Origin of the sequence: Paracoccus litorisediminis, from assembly GCF_009711205.1 — a bacterium.
Classification (GTDB): Bacteria; Pseudomonadota; Alphaproteobacteria; order Rhodobacterales; family Rhodobacteraceae; genus Paracoccus; species Paracoccus litorisediminis.
The window spans coordinates 1-17,723 of record NZ_WMIG01000006.1 but is presented as its reverse complement, the minus strand read 5'-3'; the positions used below and the strand labels follow the sequence as shown (position 1 = coordinate 17,723).

The window sequence follows — 17,723 nt, the reverse complement described above, 5'->3', positions numbered from 1 at the left end:
TTCAGCCTCCGGTGACCAGAACCGGGCGCGGCTTGGCGGCCGGGCGATAATCATTGCCGACCGTTTCGCCAAACGGACCCATATTCGCGACTTGGCTGGCCTGCGGCAGCGGGTGGTCCAGCGGCAGCAGCGGCAACACGCGCTCCCCAAAGCTGTAGGCTTCCTCCAGATGCGGATAGCCCGACAGGATGAAGGTATCGACGCCGATGCGGCGATATTCGTCGATGCGCTCGGCCACGGTGGCGGCGTCGCCGACCAGCGCGGTCCCGGCCCCGCCCCGGACAAGGCCGACACCCGCCCACAGGTTCGGGCTGATTTCCAGCTTGTCGCGGCGACCGCCATGCAGTTCCGCCATCCGGCGCTGCCCGACCGAATCCATCCGGGCGAAGGTCTCCTGCGCCTTGGCGATGGTCGCGTCATCCAGCTTGCTGATCAGGCGCTCGGCGGCCTCCCATGCTTCGGACTGGGTTTCGCGGACTATGACATGCAGGCGGATGCCAAAGCTGACATCGCGGCCCTCGGCCTCGGCCAGACGGCGCACGCCCTCGATCTTTTCGCGAACCTGCTCGGGCGGCTCGCCCCAGGTCAGGTATTTGTCGACCTGCTTGGCCGCGACGGCATTCGCCGCCTCCGACGAGCCGCCAAAGAACAGCTGCGGGCCATTGGGTTGCAAGGGTGCAAACAGCAGCTTGCCGTCGACAATATTGAAATGCTTGCTTTCGTAATTGACCGTCTCACCAGCCAGCAGCGCTTTGTAGATGTCCAGGAATTCCTGCGTCACCTCGTAGCGCTCGGCATGGGTCAGATGGATGCCGTCGCCGGCATTCTCGGTCGGATCGCCGCCCGTGACCACGTTGATCAGCAGCCGCCCATTGGACAACCGGTCCAGCGTCGCCGTCATCCGCGCAGCCAAGGTCGGCGATTGCAGGCCGGGGCGCACCGCCACAAGGAAGCGCAGCTTTTCCGTCTGCGAGGCCAGCGCCGCCGCCACGATCCAGCTGTCCTCGCAGCTGCGGCCGGTGGGCAGCAGCACCCCGTAATAGCCCAGCGAATCCGCCGCCTGCGCGATCTGGCGCAGATAGGGCAGGTTCACGGCGCGGCCGCCTTCGGCAGTCCCCAGATATCTGCTGTCGCCATGGGTCGGAAGGAACCAGAGCACCTTGATCTTGTCGGGCGCGGGAATGGTCATGTCGCGATCCTTTGCTTTGCCGTGCCCTGTCTTAATGCTGTGGGTCACGGCGTTCATTCGGTTCGAGGGCAGAATACACTTAATCACTACTGAGTATATAGAGATTTGGTGTTTTTCCGAAATGAAGGAGGTGTTCCCGCCCATCCCGCAGGCCGCAGAGCATGTTTTTCCGGCAAGCCCGCGGTGCGGACCGAGGTTCGGAAATTTCACGCTTTCGCGGCACAACGTCCTGACATGGCGTCGCAATCCGTCGTTTTGGCTTCTTTTGCATGCCAAAGACTGCCCAGCTCACGGGCAGAACCAGCGCTTGCTGGCCCGGGCGCATTGCGGCGGGGTCCGGGCTGCCCTAAATTCCACTCATGCTTTTTCGGAATCCCCATGTCCGCCCCTGCTGACACCCGCCCGTTGACCCAGCGCGAGAACGAGGTCCGTCGCTTTGTGCGCGCGCGCTTCGGAGTCCGGGGCAGCCTGCGCCTGCATCGCGCGGCATTGGGGGCGGACCTGTTGCGGGCACCGGTGAATGTGATGCTGTCGCCGGTTTTCCTGCTGATCAGACTTCTGGCATGGGTCTTGCGAAGCTGTGGGGCCACGCGACCGGCGGCTTGGCTGGCATCGCGGCGGATCTTTCTGGCCTCGGATCTGGGCCGTCAGGTCGAGGCGGATCTGGACGGGCTGATGGTGCGGCTGACCGAGCGCGGTCTTGCCCCGAAAGCGCAGCCCGAAACCATCCGACGGGCGATCTCTGCCTATGTCGAAACCCGTAATGCGGTGGCCGAGATCACCACCTCATTGCTTGTGTTGCTGGGCGGGCTGCTGCTGTTCTATCGCGCGACACCGGGCGTGATGTCGCTGGCCGAACCGGTGGCGCAGATGCGCGCCCAATCCCGTGCGATCGAGGAATTCGCGCTGGGGAACTGGGCCGGGCGCATGTGGTATGGCGTGTTCCCGCGCGAGATCGCGATGGGCGAGTTGATCCTGACCGGGATCGTGCTGACCGTGATTGCCTCGGTGGTAACGACATTTGCCGGGGTGATCGCGGACCCGGTGCAAAGCTGGACCGGGCTGCATCGCCGCCGCTTGATGCGCATGCTGGCGCGGCTGGACCGGCGGCAAGAGGCCGCGCCCATGGCGGGCGAACATCTGCTGGCCCGGCTGGGCGATCTGGGGGATATCGCCTCGTCGATCTGGCGGGGGCTGCGCTAGACCCCGACAGTCTGGGCAAAGGCCCGGGCCTCGGCCGGGGCGGCGCCAAGGCCACCTGCCGCGCTCAGATCAAGTTCGGGGAAATCCCGCGCGACCAGTTCCGGCAGGGACAGTTTCCCTGCCTGAGCCTCAACGCACAGCGCCTTGATCCGCGATTGCGCTTCGGGGCGGGGCATGTGGCGGGCCAGCGCGAATGTATAGGCCTCGGCATGGATCAGGCCGGTCCCGTCATCAAGGCCACGCGCCATTGCCCGCGCGTCCGGCGCGATCCTTCCGGCCAGTTCCAGAGCCAGCGCCAAGGCCCGACCGGTCGAGATGCAAAGCTGCGGCAGCGTCAGCCATTCGACAAACCACGCGGCGCCGTCGCGTTGCTGGCGGTGGATGCCCGCGCCTTGCAGCGCCGCAGCCAGCGCGACCGATTGCCGTGCCAAGGCGACCAGCACCGAAGGGCCGACCGGGTTCTGCTTTTGCGGCATGGTGGACGAGCCGCCCGCCCCTTCCAGTGTGATTTCATTGATCCCGGATTGGGTCATCAGGATCAGATCCTCGCCCATCTTGGCAAGGCTGGTGGCAAGACCCGACATCCACGCGGCAAAGACACCGATCCGGTCGCGTTCGGCATGCCAGGAATGGCCGGGATCAGTCAGGCCAAGCGCCTGTGCCAAAGCAGCGCGGACGGCAGGACCGTCGGAGCCCATGGCCGAAAGCGTTCCCGCCGCCCCACCCAGCGAAACCGTGGCAAGGTCGCTGGCAATGGGGGTCAGGCGGGCGCGGTGGCGCAGCAGCGGATGGCCCCAGCCCGCCACCGCCGCGCCGAAGCTGGTCGGCGTCGCCGCCTGACCATAGGTCCGCGCAGCCATCGGCAGGTCGGCATGGGTGCGGGCCAGAGCGCCAAGGGCGGTAATGAGCTGCCCCAAGCTTTCATCCCAACTCGCCGTCACCCGGCGCAGGCGCAGGGCAAGAGCTGTCTCCATGATGTCCTGACTGGTCGCGCCCCAATGCAGGTATTGCGCATATTCGGGCGCCTGCATCGCCTTGCGGAAGGCCGCGACAAGGCCGGGGATCGGGACGCCGTTGATCGCGGTTTCGGCGGCCAGCGCCGTCGGGTCGATCTGCACCTCACGCGAGGAGCGGTCGATATAGGCGGCGGCGGCTTCGGGGATCAGCCCCAGTTCCCCCTGCACGCGGGCCAGCACGCCTTCGACCAGCAACATCGCGCGGATCTCGGCGCTGTCTGTGAACAGGGCGGCGGTCGCGTCATCGCTGAAAAGGTTGCGATAGATGGCGCTGTCGGCGGCGGATGCGGGCATGTCTGGGCTTTCTTGTGGGCAAAGACCGGGGGGCTGTCTGCCCCCCGGACCCCCCGAGGATATTTCCGCAAGAAAGAGGATGCGAGGGGGCAGGCGGGCAGCGGGAACGTCACATGTCGAAGAAGACGGTTTCGTTTTCGCCCTGAAGGATGATGTCAAAGCGATAGCTGCCGTCGCCGGTTTTCCTGGCGATCAGCGTATCCAGCCGTGCCCGATGTTCGATCCGCGCAAGGACGGGGCAGGAGGAATTGTCCTCATCCTCGAAATAGATGCGGGTCTGAAGGCCCAGATTGACGCCTCGCGCCACGATCCACAGCGCGATATGGGGTGCCATCAAACGCCCGTCCGGGAAGGGCACGCGACCGGGCTTGATGGTTTTCAGGGTCCATTCGCCGCTGTCGAAATCGGCGATGATCCGCGCCCAGCCGGTGACATTCGGGTCCGCCGCGCCACGCGGATCGTTGCCCGGATAGATGCCGTTCGCATCCGCCTGCCAGCTTTCGATCAGCGCATCGCGCAGGATCATGCCCGCGCCGTCCTGCACGGTTCCGGTGATGGTGATTTCCTGGCCCTGCGCACCGGGTCGGATCGGGCTGCTGCCCAGATCGGTCGGATAGATGCCTTCAATCCCCAGCTGGTTCGGGGTCAGGCCGATATGGACATAGGGACCAGCCGTCTGCGAGGGGGTTTCCTTGAGGTAGTCGAGCTTTTGCATCACAGCCCCTCCTTGCGGTTCTCGAAGAACGATTGGCGGCGACCTCGCAGCACGATGTCGAACTTGTAGGCAAGGCAATCCATCGGAATCGCCCGGTTCATGTCCAGGGGCGCGACCAGTGCCTGAATGGCGCGGTCTTTCCCGATGGTATTGACGATGGGGCAGCGGGCGATCAGGGGGTCGCCCTCGAAATACATCTGGGTGATCAGGCGCTGACCAAAGCCCGAGCCGAAGACCGAGATATGGATATGCATCGGTCGCCAGTCATTGACGCGGTTCGGCCAGGGATAGGCACCGGGGCGGATGGTCAGGAACTCATAGGCTCCGTCCGGCCCGCTGATCGTGCGCCCGCAGCCGCCGAAATTCGGATCGAGCGGGGCGGCATAGCTGTCCTTTTTATGGCGGTAGCGGCCGCCGGCATTGGCCTGCCAGATCTCGACCAGCACATTCGGAACGCCGCGACCGGATTCGTCCAGAACGCGGCCATGCATGATGATGCGTTCGCCAATCGCGGGTTGGCCGGTGAAGTTCAGGATCAGGTTGTTGTCCCGTTCACCGATCATGGAATGGCCAAATGCCGGGCCGGTTTCCTCGGACAGGGTCGAGCCCATCGCGACCAGCGGACGGTGCGGGGCGCGGGTCATCGAGGTCTTGTAGCCCGGCGTATAGGCGGCGGGGTGCCAGTCGCGGTCGCGGAAGAACAGCGGCCCGCGATCAAGGTCGTTTCTGAGGGTCATCGCGCATGCTCCATTTCAGCGAAAGTGTCCTTGGCGATCTTGATCGCGTGATTGGCCCGGGGCACGCCGGCATAGATCGCGACATGCAGCAGCGCTTCCAGCACGTCGTCCTTGCTGGCGCCAGTATTGGCGGTGGCGCGGATATGCATGGCCAGTTCATGATCATTGCCCAGCCCCGCCAGCAGCGCGATCGTCAGCATCGAGCGCTCGCGTGGGCTGATCGTGTCTCGCGACCAGACCGAGCCCCATGCGGATTCGGTGATCAGCGTCTGAAAGGGCTCGTCAAAGGCGGTCTTGTTCGCCTCGGCCCGGTCGACATGGGCGTCGCCCAGCACGCGGCGGCGTGTTCTCATGCCCTGGTCATAGCGTGCATTCATCTGGAATGGTCCTGCAGGAAGTTGCGAAGGATCGCGGCAAAGGCCGCGGGCTGCTCGACGCAGGGCAGATGGCCGGCATCGGGAATGACGTGGAAGGTGGCGCCGGGGATCAGATCGGCCGTCGCCTTGACCAGCTCTGCCGGGGACGATCCGTCCTGATCCCCCGCGATCACCGTGACCGGCAGGGCCAGTTTTCTGGTCGTCGCGGTCAGGTCGGCATTCGCCAGCGCGTGGCAGGCGGCGATGTAGCCATTGCCCGAGGTCCGCACGACCATGTTCCGCCACGCGGCCAGCTCGGGTCGGGCGCGGAAGGTCGGCGCGAACCAGCGCTGCATGATCACATCGGCGATGCTGTCCAGCCCGGCGTCACGGACCGCGGCAATGCGCTCGGACCAGCTTTGCTGGGTGCCCATCTTGACGGCGGTATTCGACAGCACGGCGGCACGGATCAGGTCGGGGCGACGGGCCGAGATGTTCTGGGCGATCATGCCGCCGATGGACAGGCCGACAAAGATCACGCGGCCCAGGCCCAGATGCTCGATCAGGGCAGCCGCGTCATCGGCCAGATCGTCGACGCCGTAGTCGCCGCCCTCATCCGACAGGCCATGTCCGCGCTTGTCGAAGCGGACGGCGCGAATCTGGGGAAGTTCGTCCAGAAGCTGATCCCAAAGCCGCAGGTCGGTCCCCAGCGAATTGGCGAAAACCACGACGGGACCGTCCGCCGGGCCATCAATCCGGTAATGCATCGCGCCCCAGGGGCGGGTCAGAACTTGCATGCTAATCTCCCTTATCCATAATCTGGCATGACTACTCAGGCTTGGATAATGCAAAATCGGCCAAGATGAATAACCATTCTGCTATGCATCCCGGCGTCAAGCTGCGCCACATCCGGGCATTCCTGGACATTGCCGCCGAAGGGGGGCTGTCGGCGGTTGCCCGTGCACAAGGCATCACCCAGCCCGCCTTGTCGCGCACCTTGGCCGAGCTGGAAAGCCTGCTGGGCCAGCCGATGTTCCTGCGTCAGGGCCGCAGGCTGCTGCTGACCGAGGCCGGCGCGGTGTTTCGCCGCCACGCCATCGCGGCCATTCAGTCGCTTGAGGCCGGGGCGGCCGCCCTGCGTCCGGGCGGCAGCGGCACCTTGCGGATTGGCGTTTTGCCCAGCGTCGCCACACGCTTTCTGCCGCAAGTCATGCTGCGCTTTCGCGAATTGCATCCGCAGATCCTGCTGGCCGCCGAAACAGGCCCGCATTTCCACCTGATGCGGCTTTTGCGCGACGGGCATGTCGATGTGATGGTGGGCCGCCTGCCCGGCGCCTCGGAAATGGCGGGGCTAAGTTTCGACCACCTATATGAGGACGAGGTGATCCTTGTCGCCCGCGCGGATCATCCCCTGCGTGAGCATCCCGCCCCTCAGGCACTGGCGGTCTGTCCGGTGATCCTGCCGCCAGCAACCGCGCTGATCCGCCCGGCGGTCAATGATTATCTGGCGGCGAATGGGCTGGCGGGCATGCGCCCGGCATTCGAGACCGTCTCGCTGGCGCTGGGGCGCGGGATCTGCCTTGGCTCGGACGCGCTGTGGTTCATCTCGCGCGGGGTGATCCTGCATGAGCTTGAGCGGGCCGAGATGACCCAATTGCCGACCGGCGCCCGCTTCCTGTCCGGTGCAGTCGGGATGACGCGCAGACAGGCGGTAACCGCTCCGGGCCTGTCGGAGTTCGAAGACATTGCCCGCGAGGTAGCCCGCAATCTTGGCGGAGCCGAATGAACATCCGATGACCCGCAAACCCCCTACCGGAATCCCGCTTTACTACCTTTACGGAGATCGGGATTCCGACGTTGAGCTGGACTTCCTGCATGCCGAGCCGATCCTTGACCGGAGCGGCCCGAATGGCTGGCGCATCAAGGCCCATGCCCATCCCGACCACATGCAGGTCATGCTGATCCATAGCGGTGGCGGCACGATCCGCATCGAGGAAAAGACCCATCCGATCTTCGCGCCCTGCATCTTTGTCCTGCCCGCGGGCTGCGTCCATCAATTCGACTTCGATCCCGGCACGGATGGCCATGTCGTGACTGCGGCGCTGGGTTTTCTGGGCGCGGTGACGGCAGGCGACCCCAGACTGGCGCAGGCGGTGGCACGGCCCGCGGTGCTGGGGATTGCGGGCTCGGGTGTCGATCTGCCGGCAGTGATCGATACGTTCGATTGGCTCCTGCGCGAATTCGTCTGGTCCGCTCCGGGCCGCCGCTCGGCCATCACCGCGCTGTTTCTGCGCATCCTAGTCATCGTGCTGCGTCTGGGCATCACCCATGCCCGCCCCGAGCCAGCGCAGCCCGACCGCGATCTGGACCTGCTGATGCGCTACCGCGCGCTGATCGAGCGGGACTTCCGGGTGCAACGCGCGCCCTCGACCTATGCCGCGGCCTTGGCAGTGACGACCGCGCGGCTGAACGCGGCTTGCAAGGCCCGTGCAGGCCGCACCGCCAGCGAGGTTCTGCATGACCGCATCCTGCTCGAAGCCAAGCGCTGCCTGCTTTACACCGAAAACAGCGTCGCGCGGATCGCCCATATGACCGGCTTCGACGACCCGGCCTATTTCAACCGCTTCTTCGCCCGCAGGGTCGGGATGTCACCGGGGGCCTATCGCCAGCGGGGTGGAACGGACTGACGATCTGTCCAAGTTTTCCGACGCCCCGTCCATTTCGTGCCATGCACCCTTGCGCCATTTTGCCGCAGATCGGGGACGGCGCGGATCTGCCGTCCGAGGAGGTAAGATCATGCGCCATCAGGTCTGCATCATTGGCGGTGGTCCGTCGGGGCTATTGCTTTCACTGCTTTTGCGCCGCGCCGGCATCGACTCCGTCGTGCTTGAGCGCCGTTCGCGCGAACATGTTCTGTCGCGCATCCGGGCCGGAGTGCTGGAGCAGGGCCTGTGCGACATGCTGCGTGCGGCGGGCGTCGGAGCGCGCATGGACCGCGAAGGATTCGTCCATGACGGCACCATCATCGCCGCCCATGGCACGACGGTCCATATCGACTTCAAGAAGCTCACCGGCAAGTCGGTGATGATCTATGGCCAGACCGAGGTCACGCATGATCTGTATGACGAACTGGACCGGATCGGCGCGCCCGTCCTTCACGGGACCGAGGACGTCACCATCCACGGCGCCGATACCGACGCACCCTATGTGACCTTCACCCATGACGGGCGCAGCCAGCGCGTGGATTGCGATCAGATCGCGGGTTGCGACGGTTTTCACGGCGTCAGCCGCCGCTCGATCCCCGCATCGGTGCGCCGCGAATTCGAACATGTCTATCCCTTCGGCTGGCTTGGCATTCTGGCCCATACCCCGCCGGTCGCGCCTGAACTGGTCTATTCCGGCCACGAACGCGGCTTTGCCCTGTGCTCGATGCGCAATGCCAATCTGAGCCGCCACTATCTGCAAGTGCCGCTGACCGACCGCCCCGAGGATTGGAGCGACGCGTCTTTCTGGGCAGAACTGCGCCGTCGCCTGCCCCCGCATCTGGCGGAAACGCTGGTCGAAGGCCCCTCGATCGAGAAAAGCATCGCGCCGCTGCGCAGCTTCATCTCGGAACCGATGAGCTGGGGACGCATCCATCTGGCGGGCGACGCCGCCCATATCGTGCCGCCAACAGGTGCCAAGGGGCTGAATTTGGCAGCCTCGGATGTACATTACCTGTCGCGCGCACTGATCGCGCATTTCGCGGGCAACGGTCAGCCCCTGCGCGACTACTCGGTCACGGCGCTGGCGCGGGTCTGGAAGGCCTCGCGTTTCTCATGGTCGATGACGCGAATGCTGCATGAATTCCCAGCCGAGGGCGAATTCTTGGCGCGGATGCAGGCGGCCGAATTGGACTATCTGGCCCATTCGACCGCCGCTCAGACCGCGCTGGCAGAGAACTATGTCGGTCTGCCTTACTAGCGCGCCCTACATGCAGGCATCGAACAGCGCGCGGGTATTCTCGCGCGTCATCTCGATGGGGTTGCCGCCGCAGGACGGGTCCTCCAGCGCCATTTCGGTCAACTCGTCCAGACGCGAGGGCTCGACGCCCATGGCTGTCAGGTTGGCCGGAATGCCCAGAGTGCTGCGCAGTTCCATCACCCGGGCGCGGAAACCCTCAAAGCCGCCCTTGATACCAAGGTAATCCGCGGCGCGGACCAGCCGTTCCTCGATCACCGGACGGTTGAAATCCAGCACCATCGGCATGACCACGGCATTGGTGGTGCCGTGATGGGTGCCGTAGACCGCGCCGATCGGGTGGCTGAGGCTGTGGATCGCGCCCAAGCCCTTCTGGAAGGCGACCGCACCCATGGCGGCGGCGGCCATCATCTGTGCCCGCGCCTCCAGATCGTCGGGGGTCGCATAGGCCCGCGGCAGGTATTCGTTGACCAGTCGCAGCCCCTCCAGCGCGATGCCTTGGCTCATCGGGTGGAAGAACGGGCTGCAATAGGCCTCAAGGCAATGGGCAAAGGCATCCATGCCGGTGCCTGCGGTGATGAATTTCGGCATCCCCACCGTCAGTTCCGGGTCGCAGATGGTGACTGCGGGCATCAGCTTGGGATGGAAGATGATCTTTTTCTTATGCGTCTCCGAGTTTGTCAGCACGCCCGCTCGCCCGACCTCGGAGCCGGTGCCCGCCGTGGTCGGCACGGCGATGATCGGCGCGATCACCGAGGCATCGGCGCGGGTCCACCAGTCGCCGATATCCTCAAGATCCCAGACCGACACCGTCTGCCCGGCCATCAGCGCGATCATCTTGCCCAGATCCAGCGCGGAACCGCCGCCAAAGCAGATCACCCCGTCATGGCCGCCCGCCTTATAGGCGGCGATCCCGGCCTGCATGTTATGTTCATTGGGGTTCGGATCGACATCCGAGAACACCGCGCGGCCAAGGCCCGCGGCCTCCAGAATGTCCAGCGCAGCTGCCGTGATCGGCAGGCTGGCCAGCGCTTTATCGGTGACCAGCAGCGGGCGCTGAATGCCCACGGCCTTGCACTGCTCGGCCAGTTCCGCGATGCGTCCGGCCCCGAACTTGATCGCGGTCGGATAGGACCAATTGGCGCGCAGGGTCATTTCGTCACCTTCTTCAGATGGTAGGATTTGGGCCGGGTCACGGCCAGATAGCCAAGGTTGGACAGCGCCGCGCCGCGACCGGTATCCTTGCAGCCGGTCCAGCACAAAGCCGGGTCCAGATAGTCGCAGCGGTTCATGAAGACCGTGCCGGTTTCCAGCCGCGCACCGATTTCCGACGCCGCCTCAGCATCCGAAGTCCAGATCGAGGCGGTCAGCCCGTAATCGCAGTCATTCATCAGCGCGACCGCCTGATCGTCGCCGCTGACCGGCATGATGCCGACAACGGGGCCAAAGCTTTCCTCGCGCATGACCCGCATGTCGTGGGTCACATCGACCAGAATCTGCGGCGCCAGATAGGCGCCGCCATCGTCAGCGGGGAAGTCAGCGGGATCGATCATCGACTTGGCCCCCTGCGCCACGGCCTCTGCGATCTGGCCACGCACCAGCTCGGCAAAGCGGCGATGGGCCATCGGGCCCATGGTGGTTTCCGCGTCATAGGGATTGCCCAGCTTCTGCGCCTTTACCCAAGCCACCGCCTTTTCGACAAAGGCGCCATACAGGCTTTCATGGACATAGATGCGCTCGATCCCGCAACAGCATTGGCCACTGTTGAACATCGCGCCGTCCATCAGGCTGTCCACGGCGGCATCCAGATCGGCATCGGCCCGGACATAGCCCGGGTCCTTGCCGCCCAGTTCCAACCCCGTCGCGGTGAAGGTCCCCGAGGCCGCGCGCTCAATCGCCTGCCCGCCCTTGACCGAGCCGGTGAAGTTCACAAAGCCAAAGCTGCGTTCGGCAATCAGCTCCTCGGTGGTCTGGTGGTCAAGGACGACGTTCTGGAACACATCCTCGGGCACACCGCCCTGATGCAGCGCCTGCGCCAGCCGATCCCCCGCCAGCAAGGTCTGGCTGGCATGTTTCAGCACCACCGCATTCCCGGCGATCAGCGCGGGAACGATGGTATTGACCGCCGTCAGGAAGGGATAGTTCCAAGGCGCGATGACAAAGACCACGCCGACCGGTTCGCGCCGGATTTCGCGGCGGAAGCGGTCGCTATCCTCGGCAACCATGGGAGCCAGCGCGGTTTCGGCGATGCTGGCCATATAGGCGCTGCGTTCGTTCACACCACCAAACTCGCCGCCATAACGGGTCGGGCGACCCATCTGCCCGGCAAGTTCCAGAACAATGTCATCCTTCATCGCATTCAGCGCGGCGATCCCGGCCTGCACCTTGGCGATACGCTCGGCCAGCGGCAGCGCGGCCCATGCGGGCTGGGCTGTCCGGGCGCGGGCGACGGCGACGCGGGCCTCGGGTCCGGTCAGAACCGGACGCTCGGCATAGACCGCGCCATCGACGGGGGAAATCAGTTTGATCGTCTTGGTCATCTTGTCCTCAAATCAGGCGCGTTCGAAGCCGCGGGACAGCTCCCAGTCGGTGACGACGCGGTTCTGTTCCTCAAGCTCCCATTCGGCGGCGCGCAGGTAGTGGTCCACCACCTCGTCGCCAAAAGCCGCGCGCAGCATGGTTGAGCCGTTCAGCGCCATCGCCGCCGTGCCAAGGGTTTTCGGGATCTGCCGGGCCTGTTCGGCGGCATAGGCATCGCCGCTGAATGCGGGCTCTAGCTCCAGCTTCTGCTCGATCCCGGCCAGTCCTGCCGCAAGCAGCGCCGCGCAGGCCAGATAGGGGTTCAGGTCGGCACCGCCGATGCGGCATTCGACGCGGACGCCACGGGTATTGTCGCCGCAGACGCGGAAACCGGCGGTGCGGTTGTCGATGGACCAGATCGCCTTGGTCGGCGCGAACAGCCCGGTCACGAAACGCTTGTAGCTGTTGACATAGGGCGCAAGGAAATAGGTCAGCTCGGCCGCATGGGCCAATTGCCCGGCCATGTAATGCCGCATCAGGTCGGACATGCCATGTTCCGCCCCCGCGTCATGAAAGACGTTCACGCCATCCCGGAACAGCGACTGATGGACATGGCTGGAGGACCCGGCCTTGCCATGCGCATATTTCGCCATGAAGGTCGCGGACAGGCCTTGGTTCTGCGCGATTTCCTTGGTCGCGGATTTGACGATGACATGCATGTCCGCCGTATCCATCGCGTCCGAGTATTTGACGTTGACTTCGTGCTGGCCCGCCTCGGCCTCGCCCTTGGTGTTTTCGACAGGAATTCCAGCGCCATAAAGGCCATTCCTGAGAGCGCGCATGAAGGGCTCTTCGGCAAAGGTCCCGGTCAGGCCGTAATCGACGTTGAAACGTGCGGTCGGCACAAGGCCGCGATAATCCGCGTCGAAGAGTTCCTTGTAACCCTTGGTGAACAGGAAGAATTCCAGTTCGGTCGCCATCATCGGCTCAAAGCCCATCGCGCGCGCGCGCTCGATCTGGCGGCGCAGGATGTTGCGCGGCGCATGGGGCACCGGTTCATGCGTGCGGTGATCATAAAGATCGGCCATGCACAAGACGGTTGCGGGGGCCCAAGGGATGCGCCGCAGAGTCGCCAGGTCGGGCTTCATCACATAGTCGCCATAGCCCGAGGCCCAGCTGGTCGCCCGGTAGCCCTGCACGGTCTCCATCTCAAGGTCGGTGGCCAGCAGGTAGTTGCAGCAATGCGTCTCGTCGGGGTTTTCGATGAAATGCGCGGCATGGAAGCGCTTGCCCATCAGGCGCCCCTGCATGTCGACCAGTGCGACCATCACGGTATCGATCTCACCACTGGCAACAGCGGCTTTCAACGTCTCAAAGTCCAGATTGGCAGGCATGTCTCACCTATTAGAGGGGGCGCGCCGGAAGTGGCGCACCCCGATTGTGCGGGTCAGGCGTCGCGGTAGGGCGGACCGGCCTTGGTCATGGCCTGATTGTATTCCTTGATCTTGGCGACGACCTTGGCCTTGACCTCGGATTCGGCGGCAATCTCGTCCCAGAATTCGCGGGCTGCTTCCTCTACCGTAGCCCATTCGGCGGCTGGAATGGTAGTCAGCTTCATCTTGTCGCCGGTGACGCGCAAATTGGCCTCGCCCGCCCAATACCAATGCTGGCGATAGTAGTGGGACTGATCGAAGACGGTCTTCATCAGCTCCTTGAGGTGATCGGGCACTTCGTCCCAGCGCTTCTGATTGGCAAAGAAATGCCCGATCCACGCGCCCGAGATGCTGTTGGTCAGGAAGTGCCCGGTCGCCTCGGCCCAGCCGACGGTGTAATCCTCGGTGATGCCCGACCATGCAACGCCGTCCAACTCACCGGTCTGCAACGCGACCTCGATATCCTCCCATGGCAGGGTCACCGGAACGACGCCGAATTTCGACAGGAAGCGGCCTGCGGTCGGGAAGGTAAAGACCCGCTTTCCCTGCAGGTCGGCAAGGCTGTTGATCGGCTGCTTGGTGGCGAAGTTGCAGGGGTCCCATGATCCGGCCGAAATATGCTGGATGCCCTGCTTGGCATATTCTTCCTTCCAGATCTCATCCAGACCATGGTGCAAAAACAGCGCGGGCACATCCAGCGAGTAGCGCAGCGCAAAGGGGAAATAGCCACCAAAGACCGTGACCTCGGTCGGGCTGGCCATGCTGTCATCGTCGGATTGCACCGCATCGATGGTGCCGTTCTGCATGGCGCGGAACAGCTCGGCGGTGGGGACAAGCTGGTCGGCATAGTACAGCTCGATCTCCATCTGGCCATTGGCGATCTTGTTGAAGGAATCGATCGCGGGCTTGGCGACATGCGCGCCAAGCGTGGCCCCGGCATAGGTCTGCATCCGCCATTTCAGCGGCGCGCCTTGCGCAATGGCGGGCGCGGACAACGCGCTTGCGCCCGCAGCCAAGGCCCCGGAAGTCAGGAAAGTGCGTCTGGTGGTCATTCGTCATTCTCCCTGTTGGTTATTGTCCGTAGATCGAATGGGGCAGCCACATCGCGATGCCGGGAAAGGCGATGACCAGCGCCAGAGTCAGGATCATGATCAGCACGAAGGGCAGGACCGAGCGATAGATCACGCCCAAGGTGAAATCCCGCGGCGCCATCGCCCGCATCAGGAACAGGTTGTAACCGAAAGGCGGCGTCAGATAGGCGATCTGGCAGGTGATCGTGTAAAGGATGCCGTACCAGACCAGATCAAAGCCAAGGCTGCGCGCCATGGTCACATAGATCGGGGCGACGATGACCAGCATGGCGGTGTCGTCCAGAAACATCCCCATGATCAGGAAGGATGCCTGCATGATCAGCAGCACCTGCAGCGGCGTCAGCTCCATTTCCTGCAGGAACAGGTTCTCGATGGCCTTGCCCGCGCCCAAGCCGTCAAAAACCGCGCCAAAGGACAAAGCCGCCATGATGATCAGCATGAACATGCAGGTGATGGCCAGGGTCTGGCGGGTGGCGACCTCGAACACGTGGCGGGTAAAACGGCCCTTGATGATGGCGGCAAAGACCGCAGCCAGCGCACCGACGACGCTGCTTTCGGTCAGCGAGGTCCAGCCCTTGATGAAGGGGATCATCATCGCCGCAAAGATCACCAGTGGCAGGATACCCGCGCGCAGCAGACGGAACCGCTCGGCCCAAGTGATCCGGGCGCGTTCTTCGGGCGGCATGGGGGGCGCGAGCGCCGGATTTAGCCATGTCCGGATCAGGATATAGATGATGAACAGCGCCGCCATCAGCAGCCCCGGCCCGATCCCCGCCAGCCACAACTGGCTGACCGGCTGGCGCGCGATCAGCGAATACAGCACCAGCACAACCGAGGGCGGGATCAGGATGCCAAGGCTGGAGCCCGCCTGAATCACGCCCGAAATCATCGGTTTGTCATAGCGGTGCTTGACCAGCTCCGGCAGCGCGATGGTCGCGCCGATCGCCATGCCCGCGACCGACAGCCCGTTCATCGCGGAAATCAGCACCATCAACAGCACCGTCCCGATGGCAAGGCCGCCCGGCAGCGGGCCGAACCAGACATGGAACATCCGGTACAGATCTTCGGCCAGCCGGGATTCCGACATGACATAGCCCATGAAGACGAACATCGGCAGCGTCAGCAGCGCGTTCCATTTCATCAGCTTCATCACGGCGGAAAAGCCCATGTCGGAGCCACCCGGCCCCCACAGCGCCAAGGCCGCGACCACGGCGACAAAGCCGATCGCGCCGAACACCCTTTGCCCCGTGACCATCATCAACAGCATGGTCGAGAACATCAGGATGGCGATCCATTCATAGCTCATCGGTCGACCTCACCCCGGAACGGCATGGGGATCTCGACGCCCCGAAGAATGGCAATGTCGCGGATCAGATGCGCCAGCGCCTGCAGGATCATCAGCGCGAAGCTGATGGTGATGATGAACTTGATCGGCCATAGCGGCGGACGCCATGCGCTGGGGGCGCGCTCTCCGACACTGAGGCTGTAGACGGTGGAATCGACCGCGCCCCACAGCATCACGCCAAGATAGAAGATCAGGCAGAAGACGGTGAACATGTCCCAAAGCGCCTGTCGCCGCAGCGGCATCCGGGCATACATCAGGTCCATCCGCACATTCGCGCCCAGCTGCATCGAATAGGGCGCGCCCAGCAGGTAATAGGCGACCAGCGTGAACTGCGCCATTTCCAGCGTCCACAGCGAGGGTAGCTTGATGATCTTGGTCACCGAGGACCACAAAAGGATGCCCATGATCACGAACAGCAGATACATGGCAAAGCGCCCGATGCGGTAATTCACCGCCTCGATCCTTTGCACATAGGCAATGGCCCAGCCCGGCATCATGCCCCCCTGCCTTGGAAGCCGCAGCCCGGCCGCGCCATGTCGGGCGATCGGGGGAAATCATTGGCGTAAAACGACTCTTGATCAGACATTTTGGCGCTCCCTGCCCGGTCAGGCTGGCGCAGCGGGCTTGATCCTGTCAATAATATTTCAGGACAGGTACCATCTGTTATGATCTTTACGACCATCAGCAGGGCAATTGCCCACCGGCAGGCAGATGCATCCAGAGGACAGTTTTCCCGGCAGGATTGAGGAACGGCTTGCCGCCGGGTTCGACACGCTGACCCCGGCCGAACGCCAGCTGGCCAGCCATTTCATGCGCCATTACCCGGTGGCGGGCCTGTCCTCGATGCCGCAGCTGGCGCGCGAGGCCGGGGTGTCGACGCCGACCGTACTGCGGCTGGTCCAGAAGCTGGGCTTTCGCGGCTATCCCGAGTTTCAGGCCCGGTTGCGGGCCGAGATCGAGGCGCGGCTGGAATCCCCCCTGTCCCGCCATGCCCGCTGGACCGAGGGCGTGCCGCGCACCCATATCCTGAATCGCTTCGCCGATGCGGTGCTAAGCAACCTGACCGCGACGCTGGGGCGGATCGACCATTCTGAATTCGACGCCTGCGCCGCGATGCTGGCCGATCCGGCGCGTCGCGTCCTTGTGTCAGGTGGCCGGATCACCCATGCGCTGGCCGATTATCTGGTGACCCAGCTTAGCATCGTCCGGCCCGGTGTCACCGCGCTGCGGGCGCTGTCGAACAGTTGGCCTCCAGCGCTACTGGACCTGCAAAAGGGCGACGTGCTGATCGTCTTCGACATCCGCCGCTACGAGGGCACAATTCTGCAACTGGCGGAACTTGCTGCCGAACAGGGTGCGGAAATCGTGCTGATCACCGATCCCTGGATCAGCCCGGTCGCCGCCCATGCCCGTTTCCGCTTTTCTGCCCAGATCGAGGTGCCCTCGGCCTGGGACAGTTCGGTTGCGCTGTTGGTGCTGGTCGAAACCCTGCTGGCCGCCGTGCAGGAACGCACTTGGCCGCAAACCCAAAGCCGGATGGAGCGGCTGGAAGAGCTTTACGACCGCGCCAATCTGTTTCGCCGCGGCCGCCCCGGAGACGGCCGCAGGGGCGGGCCTGATTAGGCCCGTTTCTTCAGCTTTGTCGCGCCTGGGAGTTCGATGTTGATTTCGAGGCTGGAGAGTTCCTCGCCGCGTTCCAGCTTGACCTCGACCTGCTCGCCGTCGATCTCCATGTGGCGGCGGACGACCTCGAGGATGTCGCGCTGCAGCAGCGGCAGGAAATCCGGGCTGGTGCCGCCGGCGCGTTCATGAGCCAGCAGGATCTGCAGCCGCTCCTTGGCGGTCTGGGCGGGGTTCGGCTTGC

The 17,723-nt window shown here is 64.2% G+C and carries 18 protein-coding genes; 5 read left to right on the top strand and 13 right to left on the bottom strand.

Going from position 1 to position 17,723, the window contains the following annotated elements; all coding sequences use genetic code 11:
• Position 1 precedes the first annotated feature (1 nt).
• Positions 2-1,189 carry an FMNH2-dependent alkanesulfonate monooxygenase gene (gene ssuD, locus GL300_RS12750; protein ID WP_155040024.1) on the bottom strand — a complete coding sequence of 396 codons (1,188 nt, stop codon included), beginning with the start codon at positions 1,187-1,189 and terminating at the stop codon, positions 2-4.
• Positions 1,190-1,567: 378 nt separating this feature from the next.
• Between ssuD and GL300_RS12745 the strand changes: the two genes are divergently transcribed.
• The gene (locus GL300_RS12745; RefSeq protein WP_155040023.1) at positions 1,568-2,392 is read left to right on the top strand and encodes a DUF6635 family protein; all 825 of its coding nucleotides are present in this window, start codon (positions 1,568-1,570) and stop codon (positions 2,390-2,392) included.
• Here GL300_RS12745 and GL300_RS12740 read toward each other — a convergent pair.
• The 5 genes from GL300_RS12740 to pcaD all read right to left on the bottom strand — a co-directional run bounded on the left by GL300_RS12740 (position 2,389) and on the right by pcaD (position 6,307).
• Positions 2,389-3,702 carry a lyase family protein gene (locus GL300_RS12740; protein ID WP_155040022.1) on the bottom strand — a complete coding sequence of 438 codons (1,314 nt, stop codon included), beginning with the start codon at positions 3,700-3,702 and terminating at the stop codon, positions 2,389-2,391. The genes GL300_RS12745 and GL300_RS12740 overlap by 4 nt on opposite strands.
• Positions 3,703-3,811: 109 nt before the next feature.
• Complete coding sequence (gene pcaG / locus GL300_RS12735; RefSeq protein WP_155040021.1) at positions 3,812-4,417, bottom strand: protocatechuate 3,4-dioxygenase subunit alpha; 606 nt, start codon at positions 4,415-4,417, stop codon at positions 3,812-3,814.
• Entirely contained in the window at positions 4,417-5,154 is a 738-nt protein-coding gene (gene pcaH / locus GL300_RS12730) for a protocatechuate 3,4-dioxygenase subunit beta (protein WP_155040020.1), read from the bottom strand. The genes pcaG and pcaH overlap by 1 nt, the downstream gene beginning before the upstream one ends.
• Complete coding sequence (gene pcaC / locus GL300_RS12725) at positions 5,151-5,531, bottom strand: 4-carboxymuconolactone decarboxylase (protein ID WP_155040019.1); 381 nt, start codon at positions 5,529-5,531, stop codon at positions 5,151-5,153. The genes pcaH and pcaC overlap by 4 nt, the downstream gene beginning before the upstream one ends.
• Positions 5,528-6,307, bottom strand: a complete 780-nt coding sequence (gene pcaD, locus GL300_RS12720; protein ID WP_155040018.1) for a 3-oxoadipate enol-lactonase — start codon at positions 6,305-6,307, stop codon at positions 5,528-5,530. The genes pcaC and pcaD overlap by 4 nt, the downstream gene beginning before the upstream one ends.
• Before the next feature lie 65 nt (positions 6,308-6,372).
• Between pcaD and GL300_RS12715 the strand changes: the two genes are divergently transcribed.
• The 3 genes from GL300_RS12715 (at position 6,373) to pobA (ending at position 9,473) form a co-directional block, all read left to right on the top strand.
• A complete protein-coding gene (locus GL300_RS12715) occupies positions 6,373-7,296 on the top strand; it encodes a LysR substrate-binding domain-containing protein (protein WP_155040017.1) in 924 nt (307 codons plus the stop codon).
• A gap of 7 nt (positions 7,297-7,303) precedes the next feature.
• Entirely contained in the window at positions 7,304-8,197 is an 894-nt protein-coding gene (locus GL300_RS12710; protein ID WP_155040016.1) for a helix-turn-helix domain-containing protein, read from the top strand.
• A gap of 109 nt (positions 8,198-8,306) precedes the next feature.
• On the top strand, positions 8,307-9,473 hold the full coding sequence (gene pobA, locus GL300_RS12705) for a 4-hydroxybenzoate 3-monooxygenase (RefSeq protein WP_155040015.1): 1,167 nt from the start codon (positions 8,307-8,309) through the stop codon (positions 9,471-9,473).
• Between the two features lie 6 nt (positions 9,474-9,479).
• On the opposite strand, the gene GL300_RS12700 is transcribed toward pobA, so the two are convergent.
• Genes GL300_RS12700 through GL300_RS12675 form a run of 6 tightly spaced genes read right to left on the bottom strand, consistent with a single transcriptional unit; the run spans position 9,480 to position 16,353 of the window.
• Positions 9,480-10,625, bottom strand: coding sequence for an iron-containing alcohol dehydrogenase (locus tag GL300_RS12700; RefSeq protein ID WP_155040014.1), 1,146 nt, complete (start codon positions 10,623-10,625; stop codon positions 9,480-9,482).
• Positions 10,622-12,010: an aldehyde dehydrogenase family protein gene (locus GL300_RS12695; RefSeq protein ID WP_155040013.1), complete on the bottom strand. Its 1,389-nt coding sequence runs from the start codon at positions 12,008-12,010 to the stop codon at positions 10,622-10,624. The genes GL300_RS12700 and GL300_RS12695 overlap by 4 nt, the downstream gene beginning before the upstream one ends.
• Before the next feature lie 12 nt (positions 12,011-12,022).
• Positions 12,023-13,384, bottom strand: coding sequence for a glutamine synthetase family protein (locus GL300_RS12690; RefSeq protein ID WP_155040012.1), 1,362 nt, complete (start codon positions 13,382-13,384; stop codon positions 12,023-12,025).
• A 53-nt stretch (positions 13,385-13,437) separates the two neighbouring features.
• Entirely contained in the window at positions 13,438-14,475 is a 1,038-nt protein-coding gene (locus tag GL300_RS12685; protein ID WP_155040011.1) for a TRAP transporter substrate-binding protein, read from the bottom strand.
• Between the two features lie 19 nt (positions 14,476-14,494).
• Positions 14,495-15,820 (bottom strand): TRAP transporter large permease, encoded by a 1,326-nt coding sequence (locus GL300_RS12680; protein ID WP_155040010.1) that lies wholly within the window; start codon positions 15,818-15,820, stop codon positions 14,495-14,497.
• Positions 15,817-16,353, bottom strand: coding sequence for a TRAP transporter small permease subunit (locus tag GL300_RS12675; protein WP_155040182.1), 537 nt, complete (start codon positions 16,351-16,353; stop codon positions 15,817-15,819). Before GL300_RS12675 ends, GL300_RS12680 begins: the two co-directional genes overlap by 4 nt.
• A gap of 217 nt (positions 16,354-16,570) precedes the next feature.
• Between GL300_RS12675 and GL300_RS12670 the strand changes: the two genes are divergently transcribed.
• A complete protein-coding gene (locus tag GL300_RS12670) occupies positions 16,571-17,482 on the top strand; it encodes a MurR/RpiR family transcriptional regulator (RefSeq protein WP_155040009.1) in 912 nt (303 codons plus the stop codon).
• On the opposite strand, the gene minE is transcribed toward GL300_RS12670, so the two are convergent.
• The coding region (minE, locus tag GL300_RS12665; protein ID WP_155040008.1) for a cell division topological specificity factor MinE at positions 17,479-17,723 on the bottom strand (245 nt) is incomplete at its 5' end. The two genes, GL300_RS12670 and minE, sit on opposite strands and share 4 nt — an antisense overlap.